Origin of the sequence: Kribbella sp. NPDC023972 (genome assembly GCF_040639075.1) — a bacterium.
Taxonomy (GTDB): domain Bacteria; phylum Actinomycetota; class Actinomycetes; order Propionibacteriales; family Kribbellaceae; genus Kribbella.
Genome location: NZ_JBEZZH010000008.1, coordinates 1 through 15381 on the forward strand (window position 1 = coordinate 1; position 15381 = coordinate 15381).

At 70.2% G+C, this 15381-nt stretch carries 12 protein-coding genes and 2 rRNA genes; 13 read left to right on the forward strand and 1 reads right to left on the reverse strand.

Features of this window, described 5'->3' with window-relative positions; translation table 11 throughout:
• From AB0F43_RS28255 to AB0F43_RS28275, 5 genes are all read left to right on the forward strand, one after another.
• Positions 1 to 75 (forward strand): 23S ribosomal RNA (locus AB0F43_RS28255); the annotation flags it as partial.
• A 149-nt stretch (positions 76 to 224) separates the two neighbouring features.
• A 5S ribosomal RNA gene (rrf, locus tag AB0F43_RS28260) occupies positions 225 to 342 on the forward strand.
• Between the two features lie 1755 nt (positions 343 to 2097).
• Positions 2098 to 2952 (forward strand): hypothetical protein, encoded by an 855-nt coding sequence (locus AB0F43_RS28265; RefSeq protein ID WP_360483228.1) that lies wholly within the window; start codon positions 2098 to 2100, stop codon positions 2950 to 2952.
• Positions 2953 to 3038: 86 nt separating this feature from the next.
• On the forward strand, positions 3039 to 4007 hold the full coding sequence (locus tag AB0F43_RS28270) for a hypothetical protein (protein WP_360483231.1): 969 nt from the start codon (positions 3039 to 3041) through the stop codon (positions 4005 to 4007).
• A gap of 456 nt (positions 4008 to 4463) precedes the next feature.
• Complete coding sequence (locus AB0F43_RS28275; protein ID WP_360483233.1) at positions 4464 to 5342, forward strand: CHAD domain-containing protein; 879 nt, start codon at positions 4464 to 4466, stop codon at positions 5340 to 5342.
• Here the strand turns inward: AB0F43_RS28275 and AB0F43_RS28280 are convergent, their stop codons facing one another.
• Positions 5343 to 6515, reverse strand: a complete 1173-nt coding sequence (locus tag AB0F43_RS28280; RefSeq protein WP_360483235.1) for a DUF1015 domain-containing protein — start codon at positions 6513 to 6515, stop codon at positions 5343 to 5345. It abuts the gene before it with no gap.
• Between the two features lie 24 nt (positions 6516 to 6539).
• On the opposite strand from AB0F43_RS28280, the gene AB0F43_RS28285 reads away from it, so the two are divergent.
• From AB0F43_RS28285 to AB0F43_RS28320, 8 genes are all read left to right on the forward strand, one after another.
• Entirely contained in the window at positions 6540 to 7649 is a 1110-nt protein-coding gene (locus AB0F43_RS28285) for an HAD-IIA family hydrolase (RefSeq protein WP_360483238.1), read from the forward strand.
• Between the two features lie 206 nt (positions 7650 to 7855).
• Positions 7856 to 8497, forward strand: coding sequence for a polyhydroxyalkanoate synthesis protein PhaF (locus AB0F43_RS28290; RefSeq protein WP_360483241.1), 642 nt, complete (start codon positions 7856 to 7858; stop codon positions 8495 to 8497).
• A gap of 1 nt (position 8498) precedes the next feature.
• A complete protein-coding gene (locus AB0F43_RS28295) occupies positions 8499 to 9239 on the forward strand; it encodes a hypothetical protein (RefSeq protein WP_360483244.1) in 741 nt (246 codons plus the stop codon).
• A gap of 13 nt (positions 9240 to 9252) precedes the next feature.
• A complete protein-coding gene (locus tag AB0F43_RS28300; protein WP_360483247.1) occupies positions 9253 to 10068 on the forward strand; it encodes a TlyA family RNA methyltransferase in 816 nt (271 codons plus the stop codon).
• Positions 10069 to 10119: 51 nt separating this feature from the next.
• Positions 10120 to 11127: an NAD kinase gene (locus AB0F43_RS28305; RefSeq protein ID WP_360483250.1), complete on the forward strand. Its 1008-nt coding sequence runs from the start codon at positions 10120 to 10122 to the stop codon at positions 11125 to 11127.
• Between the two features lie 168 nt (positions 11128 to 11295).
• The gene (recN, locus tag AB0F43_RS28310) at positions 11296 to 13020 is read left to right on the forward strand and encodes a DNA repair protein RecN (RefSeq protein WP_360483253.1); all 1725 of its coding nucleotides are present in this window, start codon (positions 11296 to 11298) and stop codon (positions 13018 to 13020) included.
• A 233-nt stretch (positions 13021 to 13253) separates the two neighbouring features.
• Positions 13254 to 14435: a putative cytokinetic ring protein SteA gene (steA, locus tag AB0F43_RS28315; RefSeq protein ID WP_360483255.1), complete on the forward strand. Its 1182-nt coding sequence runs from the start codon at positions 13254 to 13256 to the stop codon at positions 14433 to 14435.
• The gene (locus AB0F43_RS28320) at positions 14432 to 15379 is read left to right on the forward strand and encodes a copper transporter (RefSeq protein WP_360483258.1); all 948 of its coding nucleotides are present in this window, start codon (positions 14432 to 14434) and stop codon (positions 15377 to 15379) included. The genes steA and AB0F43_RS28320 overlap by 4 nt, the downstream gene beginning before the upstream one ends.
• Positions 15380 to 15381: the final 2 nt, after the last annotated feature.

Below are 15381 nucleotides of genomic sequence, written 5' to 3' on the forward strand. Positions count from 1 at the left end.
GGGTTGATAGGCCAGAAGTGGAAGCACGGCAACGTGTGTAGCTGACTGGTACTAATAGGCCGAGGGCTTGTCACACACCACCACAGGTGGACAACGAATCCAAGCTGCGCTTACGAAGTAACTCGCGTTCACTGTACGGTTCCCGAAATACGGTCAACCCCAGCAACCAACACCCGAGGGTGTTGTGACACCGCAAGAGTGGTTGGTTGATATTTTCATAGAGTTTCGGTGGCCATAGCGTCGGGGAAACACCCAGTCTCCATTCCGAACCTGGAAGTTAAGCCCGACAGCGCCGATGGTACTGCGACCGGGAGGTCGTGGGAGAGTAGGACGCCGCCGGACATTCACACTGTTAAGGGCCACCCCAATGGGGTGGCCCTTAACAATTCCCCCCAAACCCCCGACACGGTGCTGGCACCGTAACCCCGCAGCGCTGACGGGGACCGCCACTGCGCCGCGCGGGGACCTGCCAGGACAGCCGCGGCTGTTCCCGCCGCCGGCCGTCGTCCACGCTCCCTGTGCACGGTCTGTTGAGGCGCCTGAGGCCCCGCTCGCAGCCCGACGGGCATTGCCCGGGTCGTGTCTACGGCCGGGACGCCCGGCCCGCTGGCGACGGCGGGGTCGCCCGGTCGTCGCCGCTTGCGCTGGCTGTTGTCCGATGCCGCTTGCACAGTCCAGCCGATGTCCGTCGGCCACGGTCGCCGTGCACGCTCTGGCGCCCCACTCCCAATCCCCTGGCATGTCCAGGGCGTGTCTACGGTGCGGCGCCCGCCCGCTGGCCGCGACGGGGTCGCCCGGGCGCTGTGTACCGTCGCTGCCGCCGGCGCCGGCCAAGCCATCGTCCACGGATGCTCGCCGGTACCGCCGCCGCGCTGGCGCTGGCAACCACCACGACAGCCGCGGCTGTTCCCGCCGCTGGCCGTCGTCCACAGTCGCTGTGCACGGCCTGTTGGGGCGCCTGGGCCCCCGCACGCAGCCAGACGGGCATTCTCCGGGCCATGTTTACGCCCGGGACGCACGCTCGCTGGCCACGAAGGGATCGCCCGATCGCTGGTGTGCGGTCGCTGCCGCTTACGCAGTCCAAGCCATCGTCCACGGTCGCCGTGCACGCTCTGGCTGGGGCGCCTGAGGCCCCGCACCCAGCCCGACGGGCATTTGTCCGGGTCCGTGTCTACGCCCGGGGCGCAAGCTCGCTCGCCACGACGGGGTCGCCCGGTCGTTTACGGTCGCTGCGTCTTGCCTTAGCTGTTGTCCGCTGACACTGCCCCTGTCCAGGGGTGCTGCCGCTTGCGCAGTCCGGCCGATGGCCACGCGTCGCCGTGCGCGGTGTGTGTAGGGCGCCTAGGCCCCGCACGCAGCCCGACGGGCGTTGTCCGAGTCGTGTCTCTGGCCGGGGCGGCCGTCCGCCCGCTGCGCACGGCGGCTGTGCACGGCTGGGTCGCTCCCTGGTGAGCAGTGGCGCTGCGTGCTTCGCCACCGACTGTTTGGCCCTCATGACCGACTGTGTTGCGGTGACCCGTGTCCACAAACGGTCTGCACCGCTCGACTGCGGGCCGGGTGAGCTCCTGCGGGCCTACGCGCAGGAGCGGATGTCTGGGTCGGGGGCTGGCGGCGGTACCTTTGTTCTTTGTCCGTGTGCTGCAGACGACTGCGGCGCAGCCGCTCGATCGAGCTACAGCATCTTAGGAGTCAACGTGGCTACGCCACCTCGCAATCCTCGCTCCGGTTCCGGGGACCGTCGCGGTTCCTCCGGAGGTAGCGGCCGTTCCGGTCGTGACGGTGGGGGGCGCTCGGGCTCCGGGCGTTCAGGCTTCGGGGGAGAGCGGTCCGGTTCCGGCGGGCGTCCGGGTTTCAGCGGCGGACGGTCCGGCTCGAGTGCTGGTGGCTCGGGTGGTGGCCGCGCTGGTGGCTCGGGCGGCGGGCGTTCCGGAGGCCCTGGCAGCCGGGCGGGTTCGAGCGGCGGTCAGGCTTCCGGTGGGTATCGAGGGGCTTCCAGCCGGGGTGACAGTCCGCGGACAGGTGCGCCGCGTGGTGGCTCGCGTACGGGTGGGTCGTACGGCGACCGGGACCGCGACGACAACCGCACGGAAAACAGGCGTGGGTTTGCCGGTTCTCGACGCGATGACAAGACCGAGCGGGACCCGTTCGGCGGTCAACTGCCCGGGCGTGGAGAGCGTGACGACCGCGGTGGACGTGGAGCCGGCCGTGACGACCGCTCTGGCGGCTACCGACGTACCGACAGCCGCGACGATCGCGCAGGTGGCGGCTTCCGTCGCGACGACCGCGCCGAGCGCGGCGGACGTGAGGGCGCTCGCCGGGACGACCGCGCCGGCGCCGGCGGTTACCGACGCGACGACCGCGGCAGCCGCGATGACCGAGGTGGCCGTGACGAGCGGGGCGGCCGTGACGGCTTCGGGCGGGACGACCGCGCTGGTGCAGGCGGTGGCTACCGGCGCGATGATCGCGGCGGGGCAGGCGGCGGCTACCGGCGTGATGATCGCGGCGGGGCAGGCGGCGGATACCGGCGTGATGACCGTGGCCAGCAGGGCGGCCGTGATGAGCGCGGTGGGCGCGAAGGCTTTGGGCGGGACGAGCGCGCCGGTGCAGGTGGCGGGTACCGACGGGATGACCGCGGCGCGGGCGGCGGTTACCGAGGGGACGACCGCGGCGGCGCAGGTGGCGGTTACCGGCGTGATGACCGCGGCCAGCAGAGTGGCCGTGACGAGCGGGGCGGGCGTGACGGTGCTCGGCGCGATGAGCGGCGGGATGGGGTTCGGACGGACCGGGGTGCGGCGCCGGGCCGGGGAGAGCGCGGGCCGGGTCGGCGTGATGAGCGGGGTGGTGACTCGCGGGGTGGCGGTCGTTCCGGGTTCCGGCGGGATGAGCGGGGCGGACGGGACGAGCGTGGTGGGCGCGGTGGGTTCCGCCGCGACGAGGGCGGTCGCCGGGTAGAGCGGAACGTCGAGGAGAAGGCTGGGCCGCGGAAGGATGATCCTTCGATTCCCGAGGGGATCACCGGCGCTGAGCTGGACCGTTCGGTGAAGGCCGAGCTGCGATCGCTGCCGCGCGGTCTCGCCGACCTGGTCGCACAGCACCTGGTCGCCTCGGGGCGCTTCCTCGACGACGATCCGGAGCGCGCGTATCTGCATGCCCGGACGGCGCGACGGCTGGCTGCCCGGCTTGGCGGCGTACGGGAGGCTGTGGCGATCACGGCGTACCTGGCTGAGCATTACGACGAGGCGCTGACGGAGTTCCGGGCGGTACGGCGGATGACCGGGAACCACGAGGTGCTCGCGATGATGGCGGACTGCGAGCGGGCACTCGGGCGGCCGGAGAAGGCGCTGACGCTGACGCGGGACAAGCACGCGCGGGACCTGTCGGAGGCGACGCAGATCGAGCTGCTGATCGTCGCGGCCGGCGCGCGGCGCGATCTGGGCCAGACGGCGGCGGCGATCCAGACGCTCGAGGTGCCGGAGCTGACCAAGCGCACCCGGGCCGAATGGCTGCCGCGGCTGCGTTACGCGTACGCCGACGCGCTCGAGGAAGCCGGCCGTACCGACGACGCGCTGATCTGGTTCCACCGCGCCGCCGGCGTCGACGCGGAAGGCACCACCGGAGCCGCCGAACGCGCCGCCCAACTGGAAGGCCTCGAATTCACCGACCTCGACGAAGCCGACGACTACGAGGACGAGACGTACGACGAGCAGGCCAACGTCTCCGACGAGAAGGCCGAGGCCCTAGCGGACGTCTCCGACGAGCCGGATGACGAGCAGGCCGACGTCTCCGACCAGGTGGATGACGAGCAGGCCGACGTCTCCGACGAGCTGGACGACGTCTCCGACCAGGCGGACGACCAGCACCAGGACGCCTCCGGCGAGCAGGCCGGCGCCTCCGACGAGGTGGACAACCAGCAGGACGATGAGTCCGACGACGTCGAGCTCGAAGGCGTTGTCGACGACGCCCTCGACGGTGAGGTCGAGCCTCCCACCGAGAAGCCCGAGGACTGACCGCGATCGTGCCCCGCGCTGCGCGCGGGGCACGATGCGTGAGGTGGGGCGAGGATTCCCGCTGCCGGGTTGCTGGTCGGGGCGGTCCGTGGCGTGGTGAGGTTCGAGTCTCCTGCCGGGAAGCCCGCGGACTGACCGCGCCTCCGCGCTGCGCGCTGGTCGCGGGTCGCGGGTCGGGTGCGGGCGGGGACGCCGGCTGGCGGTACCTGTTCGCCCAGGACACCAAGGCGGTCGACATAGCCGTCCGCAGCGATCCGGCACCACGCGGTCTGGTCGTGGGTGGAGCCGGTGGTGACTCCGATTCTCAGCCGGCCGTGATCCGCGGCCCCGGCAAGGTGCTGGTCGGGAGCTGGAGGCTTGCCGACGACGTGTGGCGCGTATCCGCGGCTGACTGCGGTTGGGGACGCGGCGCGCGGGTGGGGTGCTGGGGTTCGGGGTGGCGGGGAGAATGGCGCGATGGTGGAGAGCTTGGATGGTTGGGGTGGGGCCTTGTCGGCGGAAGCTCCGGTGGGGGTGTTGGTGGTCAGCGCGCTCACGAAGGGGACGAGTCGGCTGCAGCGGGCTGTGCTGATGGTGGAGAAGGCGGAGGATGACGCGATCCACCAGGTGCGCGTGGCTTGCCGGCGGTTGCGGAGTGATCTGAAGCTGTTCCGGAAGTTGCTGGCCGGGGAGTGGGCTCCGGCGCTTCGCGGCGAGCTGGCCGCGCTGGCGAACGCGTGTGGTGAGGCGCGGGATCTCGAGGTGATCGCGGCCCTCGTACGCGAGACCGCGACCAGCGAGGACGACCAGGAGCACGTCGACACGATCCTGACCACGCTCACCGTCGGACTGGACCGGGCGGCTGCGCGGTCGACGGAGGTCGTGACAGGCGAGAGTACGGCGCTCCTGCTGCAGACCCTGGACGCGGTCGCCGCATCCCCGCTGCTCAAGCCAAGCGCCAACAAGCCGTGCAGCGAAGTCCTGCCGCAGCTGCTGAACGCCGCCAACCGCACCTTCACGCAGGAGGCCGACAAGCTGAAGCCATGGACTGCGGACCACGACTGGCACGAGGTACGGCTGCTGGCCAAGCGAGTCCGGTACGCCGCCGACACCAGTGCCGCCGTACTCGGGGACGAGGCCAGGGAGACGGCCAGCCATGCCGCGAAGTACCAGGAGCTACTCGGCCTGCACCAGGACCACTGTGCCGCCGCGGACGCGCTGACCGCGATGGCCAGGGATGCAGCCGCGCAGGACGACCCAGAGCTGTCGTTCAGCCTTGGCCGGCTCACAGAGCGCCATCGTGCGGCCCGCAAGCCCCTGCGCGAGGAGTTCCTCAGTCTGTACCACCGACCGTAGTCAGAGTGTCCGGAACAGCAGCCCCACTCGCGGCTTAGGCCCGAACGACGTCGCCTTCTGCGGCAGCACGACGCCCTGCAGCGCTGACCGTAGTACCTGGTCCATCCGGGGCGCCGTGAGCTCCACGACGGCTTGCTGAGGCCCAGCCAGGGCCAGTGCGTCCGCCAGCGTGTGGTGGAAGGTGATGTCCTCCTCCACCACGCCCCAAGCCGGCAACAGTACGTCGTGCAGCAGTGCGACTGTCGGAGCCCCCTGCCCCGCCGTAGAGCGCAGCGTCACCCAGTCCGACCCGTCAGTGACTGCGATCCGGTCCGGCACGCGGTCTACTCGACCAGGCAGCACTTGCCAGCCTTCCGGCGTACGAGAGGTGATGGTGGCGAGGTCGAGACCCGGTATGACGCGGTGGATCGGGTCCAGCGTGAGTGGATGGCGGTTGTAGTCGACCAGCATCGCCAGACCCGTGTCAGTGCCTGGTCGACCTGCTTCGCGCCGACGCCGTTCCAGGTAGGCGGCGTACCGGTGGTGGCCGTCCGCGATCAGCGCCTCGTGTCCGGCGAGCTCGGCCGCGATCATCTCCAGCGTCGACGGGTCGTCGATCCGCCAGATCCGGTGGTGCGCGCCATTGTCCGTGTCCGCCACGACCCACGGCTCGCCCGAGCGTGCGTCGTCGACTGCGTCGCTGGCCGCGCCGCCATCGCCGTACGCGAGCAGGATGGGCTCCAGATCGGCGTCGGTCGCCTTCATCAGCTCGAGCCGGTCGTCGACCCAGTGCCGCATCACATTCTCGTGCGGCAGCACCACTTTCCGGGTCGGGTCCAGGCCGAGTGAACCGACCAGGCCGCACAGTAGAGCGTCGCCCAGTCGCTGCTCGTAGACGTACAGCGCGGGCCGCTGGTCCTGGATCACCACACCGGCGCGTTGCCACTCGGCCAGTCGTCGCGCGGGCTCGTCGTACCGGCCGGGACCGAGCTCCGGATCGCGTGGAAGGATGAGCCTCACCATGTTGTGCAGATCAGAATCAGTCAGCCGCCGGACGATGGCGGGTTCCAGTACGTCGTACGGCGGGGACGTGACGGCGCCGAGCGCGCTCACCTTGCCGGCTACGAACCGCCAGGCGCGCAACGGTTCGAGCCGCAACACGCTCCCGCTCGACTCCGGCCCGCTTGCTGGCATGGGCGGAATCGTACGGGGGGAAGCATGAGCACGGAACGAACTGCGCCCGCGCCGCTGTCGGCGTGTGACGAACCGCTCGCCAGCCGGTACGACGTCGCGCTGCTCGACCTCGACGGTGTCGTGTACGTCGGGCCGGACCCGGTGCCGGACGCGCCGGAGAACCTGCGCAAAGCGGCCAAGGAGGGCCTGCGGATCGGCTACATCACCAACAACGCGAGCCGGCCGGCGCGGGTCGTCGCCGAGCATCTCGCGTCTTTCGGGCTGGATGTGATCGCCGAAGACGTGGTGACGTCCGCGCAGGCGGCGGCGAAGCTGATCGCGGGCGAGTTCCCGAAGGGATCGCCGGTGCTCGTGGTCGGTGGCGAGGGGCTGACCTCGGCGCTGGAGGAGTACGGGCTGAACCCGGTACGGACCAGCGACGCGCACCCGGTGGCCGTCGTACAAGGGTTTCACCCGGATGTGAACTGGGTGATGCTCGCGGATGGCGCGCATGCGATCAACGAGGGCGCGAAGTGGTACGCGACCAACCTGGACCTGACGATCCCGACGGCCGCGGGGATGGCGCCGGGGAACGGGACGCTGGTGCAGGCGATCCGGGCCGCCGTCGAGGTGGATCCGATCGTGGCCGGGAAGCCGGAGCGGCCGTTGCTGGAGACGAGTATCGAGCGGCTCAACGCCGAGCGGCCGTTGATGATCGGCGACCGGCTCGACTCCGACATCGAGGGCGCGAACGCGGTCGGGATCGCGAGTCTGTGGGTGGCGACCGGCGTCCACGACGCGCATGACCTCGCCCGGGCACCGAAGAACCAGCGGCCGACGTACGTCGCGGCCGGCCTGGCAGCCCTGGCGGAGAAGCAGCCGGGCGTGACGGTCGAGGGCCCGCGGCACACGTGCGAAGGCTGGACGGCTGAGGTCGTGAACGGCGCGGTCAGCGTGAAGGGCGAGGGGGAGCCGTACGACGGTCTGCGCGCGATCCTGTCCGCGGTGTGGGCCGCGGTCGACGCCCCAGCCAAGCCGACCGCCAAGACGGCCAAGAGCGCCGGCCGCGGCCGCCGCCCCCTCCCCAAGCCCACTCCCACCCCCGGCTCGATCGCCATCGACGCCGCCCTCCACCGCATCGGCCTCGACAAGTAGGCCGCCCGCCCGTCCACATTTGGCTGGTTGACCCATCAAATGGGGGGCTTGCCACCCGGAATACGGGTGCCAAACCCACAACCTTGTGGGTCAGCCAGCCAAATGGGCACGGCAGGTCGGCGGGGCGCGGAGGGGTGGGTGGCGGGGGTGGGTGGTATGGCGGTGGTTAAGCGATACCGTTGCTGGAACGAAGCGAGGAGGCAGTCATGGTGATGGACGCACTGCGCGGCTACGTACAACTGGCGAGCGGGTTGACCGAGGTGACCAAGCAGCGGGCCGAGGCGGCGGCGAAGGCGTTGCTGCAGCAGACCGGTGCCGACAAGCTGACGTCCGGGCTGACCACCAAGGTGAGCGACCTGGCCGACGAGATCGTTGCCACGAGCAAGAGCAACCGGCAGCTGCTGCAGGCGATCGTGACGAACGAGGTCGAGGGCGCGGTGGCGCGGCTCGGGTTCGCCCGTTCCGAGGAGGTCGCCGCGCTGACGCGCCGGATCCAGACGCTGGAGAGCGAGCTGGCCGAGGCGCGAGCCGCGGCGACCGCGACGGCGGCTTCGGCCGCATCGACCACACCGGCTGCATCGACCACACCGGCTGCATCGGCTGCATCGACTACACCGGCGGCTTCGGCTGCCACGGCGTCGCCGGTCGAGCCGGCCGGGGACGCGCTCGCCGAGGCGGTGCCATCGGGGCCGGGTCCGGTGCCGGCGAAGAACGCCGCTGCGAAGAGCGCGGCGGCCAAGACCGCGGTTGCGAAGAAGGCGGCGAAGAAGGCTGCGGTCAAGCAGGCGGCCGCGAAGACGCCCGCGGCCAAGAAGACGGCGGTCAAGAAGACGGCGAAGAAGGCTTGATGTGACCGAGCACCCGGGCGAGCAGTTCCCGCCCGACGTCGACCCCGACGTCGAGCCGGGCTTCGACCCCTACCCGTCCGAAGACACCCCCGAGACCCCTGACTACGACGCCGAACCCGGTCCGCAGGACTTCTCCGCCGGCCAGCCGCGGGAGCAGTCGTTCGCCGGGGAGCCGGCGGAGTCCCAGGAGCCGCAGTACGGCGGGGAGATGGCCCAGTACGGCGAGGACGCGGACGAGGGCGAGGTGGACACCGAGGCGGCGTTCGCGGCGTCTGTGGATGAGCCGGTCGCGCATGTGGATCCGGCTGAGGTGGAGTTCGGTCCGGAGTTCGCCCGGGCGCCGGGGGCGGAGCACGAGCATCCGTTCGCGGCGGACTCCGCCGTCGCCGAGCACGAGCCCGCCGAAGAACCCGCACCCGAGGACCCGGCGGAGCACGTCGCACCGGAATACCCGGCGGAGCACGTCGCACGGGAGTACCCGGCGGACGACGTCGCACCAGGTCATTCCGCGGAGGACGTCGTACCCGAGGATCCCGCGGAGAACGGCGCACCGGAGTACCCGGCGGGGGACGACGGGCTTGAGGAGGAGCGGGCTCATCCGTTGGTTGAGGAGACGATGGGGCGGCTGGATGAGTTGCGGGAGCGGCCTGTCGGGGAGCATGCGGAGGTCTACGCCGACCTGCATGAGCGCCTGCAGAGTGCGTTGGTGGAGGCCGACGCCGAGCCCGGTGACCGGCGTTAGACGGACATTCTGAGTGGCCAAGGGAGTCAAGCGGTCGCGGCTTGATGCGGAGCTGGTCCGGCGGGGTCTCGCGCGGTCCCGTGAGCACGCGAGCGACCTGATCGCCGCCGGCAGGGTGAAGGTCTCCGGGACCGTCGCCACCAAGGCCGCGACCGGAGTCGGGGCGGATGCGCCGATCGTCGTCGACACCTCCGAGACCGACGACCCCGGCTACGCGAGCCGCGGTGCGCACAAACTGATCGGCGCGCTCGAAGCCTTCACCGGCGTCCAGGTGAAGGGACGCAGGGCTCTGGACGCGGGCGCTTCGACCGGCGGCTTCACCGACGTACTGCTGCGCAACGAAGCCGCGCACGTGATCGCGGTCGACGTCGGCTACGGCCAACTGGTGTGGTCGCTACAGACCGACGAACGCGTCACGGTGATGGATCGGACCAACGTTCGCACGCTGACCCTCGACGACATCGGCGGTGAACCGGTTGATCTCGTCGTCTCCGACCTCAGCTTCATCTCGCTCACCCTCGTCCTGCCCGCGCTGATCGGCGTGGTGAAACCGGATGGCGATCTGGTGCTGATGGTGAAGCCACAGTTCGAGGTCGGCAAGGAGCGGCTCGGCAAGGGTGGCGTGGTTCGCGACCCCGAACTGCGCGCCGACGCCGTACGTGCAGTGGCCGCCAAGGCGCAAGAACTGGGCTGGGGTGTGGAGGGGGTCGCGGCCAGTCCGTTGCCTGGGCCGTCAGGAAATGTCGAATACTTCCTGTGGATACGCCGATCCGCACCGCCTCTCGATGAGACGATGCTCCAGACCGCGATCGAGAGCGGTCCCCGCTGACCGGGCGGTGGGGCGGGGAAGGTATCGGCACCGTAAGGAGGCAGGATCCAGGTGGTTGAGCACGAGCCGCGGCGCGTGCTGCTGGTGACGCATACCGGGCGGGAGCAGGCGGTCGAGGTGGCGCGGGACGCGCACCGGCTGCTGACCGGCGCCGGCCTGCTGGTCCGGCTGCTCGCGGACGAGGCCGAGGCGCTGAAGCTCGACCCCGTGGAGCTCGTCGACGACCACGAGAAGGCGGCGCTGGACGTCGAGCTGATCATGGTGCTCGGCGGCGACGGTTCGATCCTGCGCGGCGCCGAGCTGGCCCGCCCGCACGGTACGCCGGTGCTCGGGGTGAATCTCGGCCATGTCGGCTTCCTGGCCGAGGCCGAGGTGGACGACCTGGAGCGGATCGTCCAGGTCGTGATCGACCGCAGCTACACGGTCGAGGAGCGGATGACGCTGGCGGTCGACGTACGGCTGGACGGCGAGCTGATCTTCGACACCTGGGCGCTGAACGAGGCGAGCGTGGAGAAGGCGGCCCGCGAGCGGATGCTCGAGGTGATGGTCGAGGTGGACGACCGGCCGCTGTCGCGATGGGGCTGTGACGGCGTGGTGGTGGCCACGCCGACGGGTAGTACGGCGTACTCCTTCTCGGCCGGCGGTCCGATCGTCTGGCCGGAGGTCGAGGCGATCCTGATGGTGCCGCTGAGTGCGCACGCGCTGTTCTCCCGGCCGATCGTGGTGGCGCCGACGTCGCAGCTGTCGATCGAGCTGGTGCCGTCGTGGCACGGTCGCGGGGTGCTGTGGTGTGACGGCCGGCGGATGGTCGAGGTGCCGCCGGGGGCCGAGATCCAGGTCCGGCGGGGGAAGCGGCCGGTCCGGCTGGCGCGGGCGCACGAGGCGCCGTTCACCGACCGGCTGGTGGCGAAGTTCGACCTTCCTGTGCTCGGCTGGCGCGGCGCTGCCGAGCGCAAACGCAACGGCGAAGCCAACGGCAACAGCAATAGCAGCGGTCAACGCGACGGCGACGGCACAACCAACGGTCAGCGCGACAGCGACGGACAACAGGAGACCTAAGTGCCCCATCAACGATGCTGGTCACACGCTATCGGCGCCCAGGCACGTACCTCGCTGCGTTGGAGGAGCACCCACGATGAAACCCGCGTCGAGGGCGCCCCTCCGCCTTGCGATGCACGCACCTGGACACCGCTATCGAGCAACCATCACCGCTGACGGGACACTGACATGCTCTCGGAGATTCGCATTACCGGGCTGGGCGTGATCGAGGACGCCACGCTGGACCTCGATCCCGGGTTCACCGCGGTCACCGGCGAGACCGGCGCCGGTAAGACGATGGTCGTGACCGGTGTGAACATGCTGCTCGGCGGGCGCGCGGACAGTGGCCTGGTCCGCCACGGCACCCGTCGCGCCCGGGTCGAGGGCCGTGCCAGCGCCGTACCGAAGGCGATCGTGCAGCAGGCCGAGGACCGCGGCGGTGAGCTGGACGACGACGAGCTGCTGATCGCGCGGGAGCTCTCCTCCGAGGGACGCTCCCGTGCGTTCCTCGGTGGCGCGTCCGTTCCGGTGTCCGTGCTGGCCGAGGTGTCCGGCGACCTGGTCGCGATCCACGGCCAGGCGGAGCAGTGGCGGCTGCTCCAGCCGTCCCGACAGCGCGAGACCCTCGACACCTTCGCCGGGAAGCCGGTGCTCGTACCGCTGCAGGAGTACGCCGCCGCCTACAAGCGGCATCGTGAGGTCGAGGCCGAGCTGACCGAGCTGACTACCCGTCAGCGGGATCGCCTCGCCGAGGCCGACCTTCTTCGGTTCGGGCTCGACGAGGTCGCGAAGGCCGAGCCGCAGCCGGGCGAGGACATCGAGCTCGCCGCCGAGGAGGACCGTCTCGCGTACGCCGACGGCCTGCGGACCGCGGCCACCACGGCAGCCGGCGCCCTGGCCGCGGAGGATCTGGATTCCAGCCGGCCGAGCGACGTACTCGGGCTGCTCGCGCTCGCCAAGCAGGTCCTGGACGCGGAGCGGCAGCACGACCCCAAACTGGCGGAGCTCGCGGATCGGGCCGGCGAGCTCGGGTACCTCGCCGCCGACCTGGCACAAGAGCTTTCGTCGTACGCCGCTGACGTCGAAACCGACCCGGCCCGGCTGGCGGTGGTGAGTGAGCGGCGGTCGTTGCTGACCAGCCTGGTCCGCAAGTACGGCGCCGAGCAGGGGACCGTGGACGAGGTGCTCGACTGGGCGAAGCGATCCGCGTCCCGCCTGGCCGAGCTGGACGGCAGTGACGAGCGGGTCGAGCACCTGACCGCCGAGCTTGCCGAGCTGGACGCGAAGCTCGCCGACCTCGGGCAGCAGGTCCGGCAAGCGCGCCGGGAGGCGGCCGAGCGGCTGGGTGTGGCGGTGTCCGAGGAGCTGACCGGCCTGGCGATGCCACACGCGACGTTGTCGATCGAGGTGCACGAGACGACGCCGGGGCCGTTCGGGATCGACGAGATCGAGTTCTGTTTCGCGGCGAATCCGGGCAGCCCGACGCGGCCGCTGCAGAAGGCGGCCTCCGGCGGTGAGCTGTCCCGGGTGATGCTCGCGCTCGAGGTGATCCTGAGTGACACGCACCCGGTGCCGACGCTGGTGTTCGACGAGATCGACGCCGGGATCGGTGGACGCGCCGCGGTCGAGGTGGGCAAACGGCTGGCGCGGCTGGCCGAGAAGGCGCAGGTGATCGTGGTGACGCATCTGCCGCAGGTGGCCGCGTTCGCGGATCGTCACGCGGTGGTGCTGAAGAGTGACGACGGTTCGGTCACCACGAGCGGTCTGGTCGCACTCGACGACGACGCGCGGCTGAAGGAGCTGTCCCGGATGATGGCGGGCCTGGAGAACTCCGACGCCGCCCAGGCCCACGCCGAGGAATTGCTCGCCCTCGCGGCCGAACGCCGTACCAAACCCAAACGCAAGAAGCGCTGAGTCCGAGCCGGACCTCGGCAGGCCGTGAGGGTGGTGTGCAGGCCATCGCTGTCCGTTCGCTGGACTCCGGCTGGACCCTGGCGTGGACGGGGGCCAGCCGTCCCGTGACGCCGTCATACGTCATTCAAAAGGATGATTTGACGCACAGTCACCGTAATTTCTGTGCGTGATTGTCTGGTCCGAGGGGTAAATGAACCGGGAGGGGGCTCTTGACATGGCAGGATGAGAGCGCGATGAAACTGCCCAGCCTGCGGAGAGCACGACTCACTGAACTGCCCGGGATCGCCGGAGTGGTCCGGCTCGATCGCCGTACCAAGAATCTCACCAAACGTTTGAAACCGGGCGAGATCGCGGTCATCGACCATGTCGACCTGGACCGGGTCAGCGCCGAGGCGCTGGTCGACTGCCGGGTCGCCGCGGTGGTGAACGTGGCCGACTCGATCAGCGGCCGCTACCCGAACCTCGGCCCGGAGATCCTCGTCGAAGCCGGGATCCCGCTGGTCGACGGGGTCGGCCGCGAGGTGTTCTCGATCCTGCACGAGGGCGAGCGGGTCCGGCTGAACGAAGGCTCGCTCTACCGCGGCGAGGAGGTCGTCGCCAAGGGCATCACGCAGGACAGCACCACCGTCGCGGAGCTGATGGACGACGCCCGGGCCGGACTGTCCACCCAGTTGGAGGCGTTCACCGCCAATACGCTGGAGTACCTGCGCCGTGAACGCGACCTGCTCCTCGACGGTGTCGGCGTACCGGACATCCACACGCCGATGGACGGCAAGCACGTGCTGATCGTGGTCCGCGGGTACGACTACCGCGACGACCTGGTCGCGTTGAAGTCGTACATCCGCGAGTACCGCCCGGTGCTGATCGGGGTCGACGGCGGAGCCGACGCACTGGTCGAGAACGGCTACGTCCCGGACCTGATCGTCGGTGACATGGACTCGGTCAAGGACGAGACGCTGAAGAGCGGCGCCGAGGTGGTCGTGCACGCGTACCGGGACGGCCGCGCGCCCGGCTCGGAGCGGCTGGAGCGGCTCGGGGTGGACGCGATCGAGTTCCCGGCCGCCGGCACCAGCGAGGACGTGGCGATGCTGCTGGCCGATTCCAAGGGTGCCTCGCTGATCGTCGCGGTCGGCACCCACAACTCGCTGGTGGAGTTCCTGGACAAGGGGCGCGCCGGAATGGCGAGTACTTTCATCACCCGCTTGCGCGTCGGTGCCAAGCTGGTGGACGCCAAGGGCGTCGGCCGGCTGTACCGCAGCCGGGTGTCCACCTTCCAGGTGGTCGCGCTCGCCGCGGCCGGCCTGTTCGCACTCGGCATGGCGCTGGTCGCCATCGGCGCCGACGACGTGCTCTGGTCGATCCTGCGGGCGCGCTGGAGCGACTTCGTCTACTGGATCCGGGAGCTGTTCACGTGATCGACTTTCGCTACCACATCGTCTCGATCGTGGCGATCTTCTTCGCCCTGGGCGCCGGTGTGGTGCTGGGCGCCGGCCCGCTGAAGGGCACCACCAGCGAGCTCGTCGCGAGCCAGGCCGAACGGGACCGCCAGCAGTTGGCCGACACGCGGGCCGAGCTGGTCGAGGCGAAGGCGCTGGACAAGTTCCGCGACGACTACGTCGCCAACGTGACCGCCGGGCTGATCGACGGCAAGTTGACCGGCAAGAAGATCGCCGTCGTCACCATGCCGAACGCCGACGGCGACCTGACCAACGCGCTGACTGAACAGCTGGAGAAGGCCGGCGGCCAGATCACCACCCGGGTCACGCTGGACAGCAAGCTGTTCGACGCCGGTCAGCGCCAGCTGGTCGAGCAGATCGTCACCGAGCTCGTCACCGCGGACATCGAGTTCCCGGCGGACAGTACGGCGTACCAGCGGGCCGGGCTGATCCTGAGCCGGGGCATCGCGGCCAAGGGGGAGGGCCAGGCCGCCGACGCCGAGTCGACCAAGATCATCAGCGGCCTGACCGGTTCGAAGCTGCTGTCGCTGAAGCCGGCCCAGATCAAGGACCGGGCCAGCCTGATCGTGGTGGTGGCCGGCAAGCCGCCGACGCCGGCGCCGGACAACTCCTCGTACAACGACCCGGTGGACTTCATCGAGGGCCTGGACCAGGGCAGCGGCGGTGTGGTGGTGGCCGGTACGCCGGCGACCGCGGACGACGGCGGTCTGCTCAAGGCATTGCGGAGTGACTCCGACGCGACCAAGATCGTTTCCTCGGTGGACGTGGCCGACATCCCCGCCGGACAGGCGACGGTCGTGTTCTCGCTGGCCGAGCAGGCCAGCGGCAAGGCGGGTCAGTACGGCGCGATCAACGCGAAGAACGGTGTCGCGCCGTCGGACGTACAGACGAAGGACAACTGACT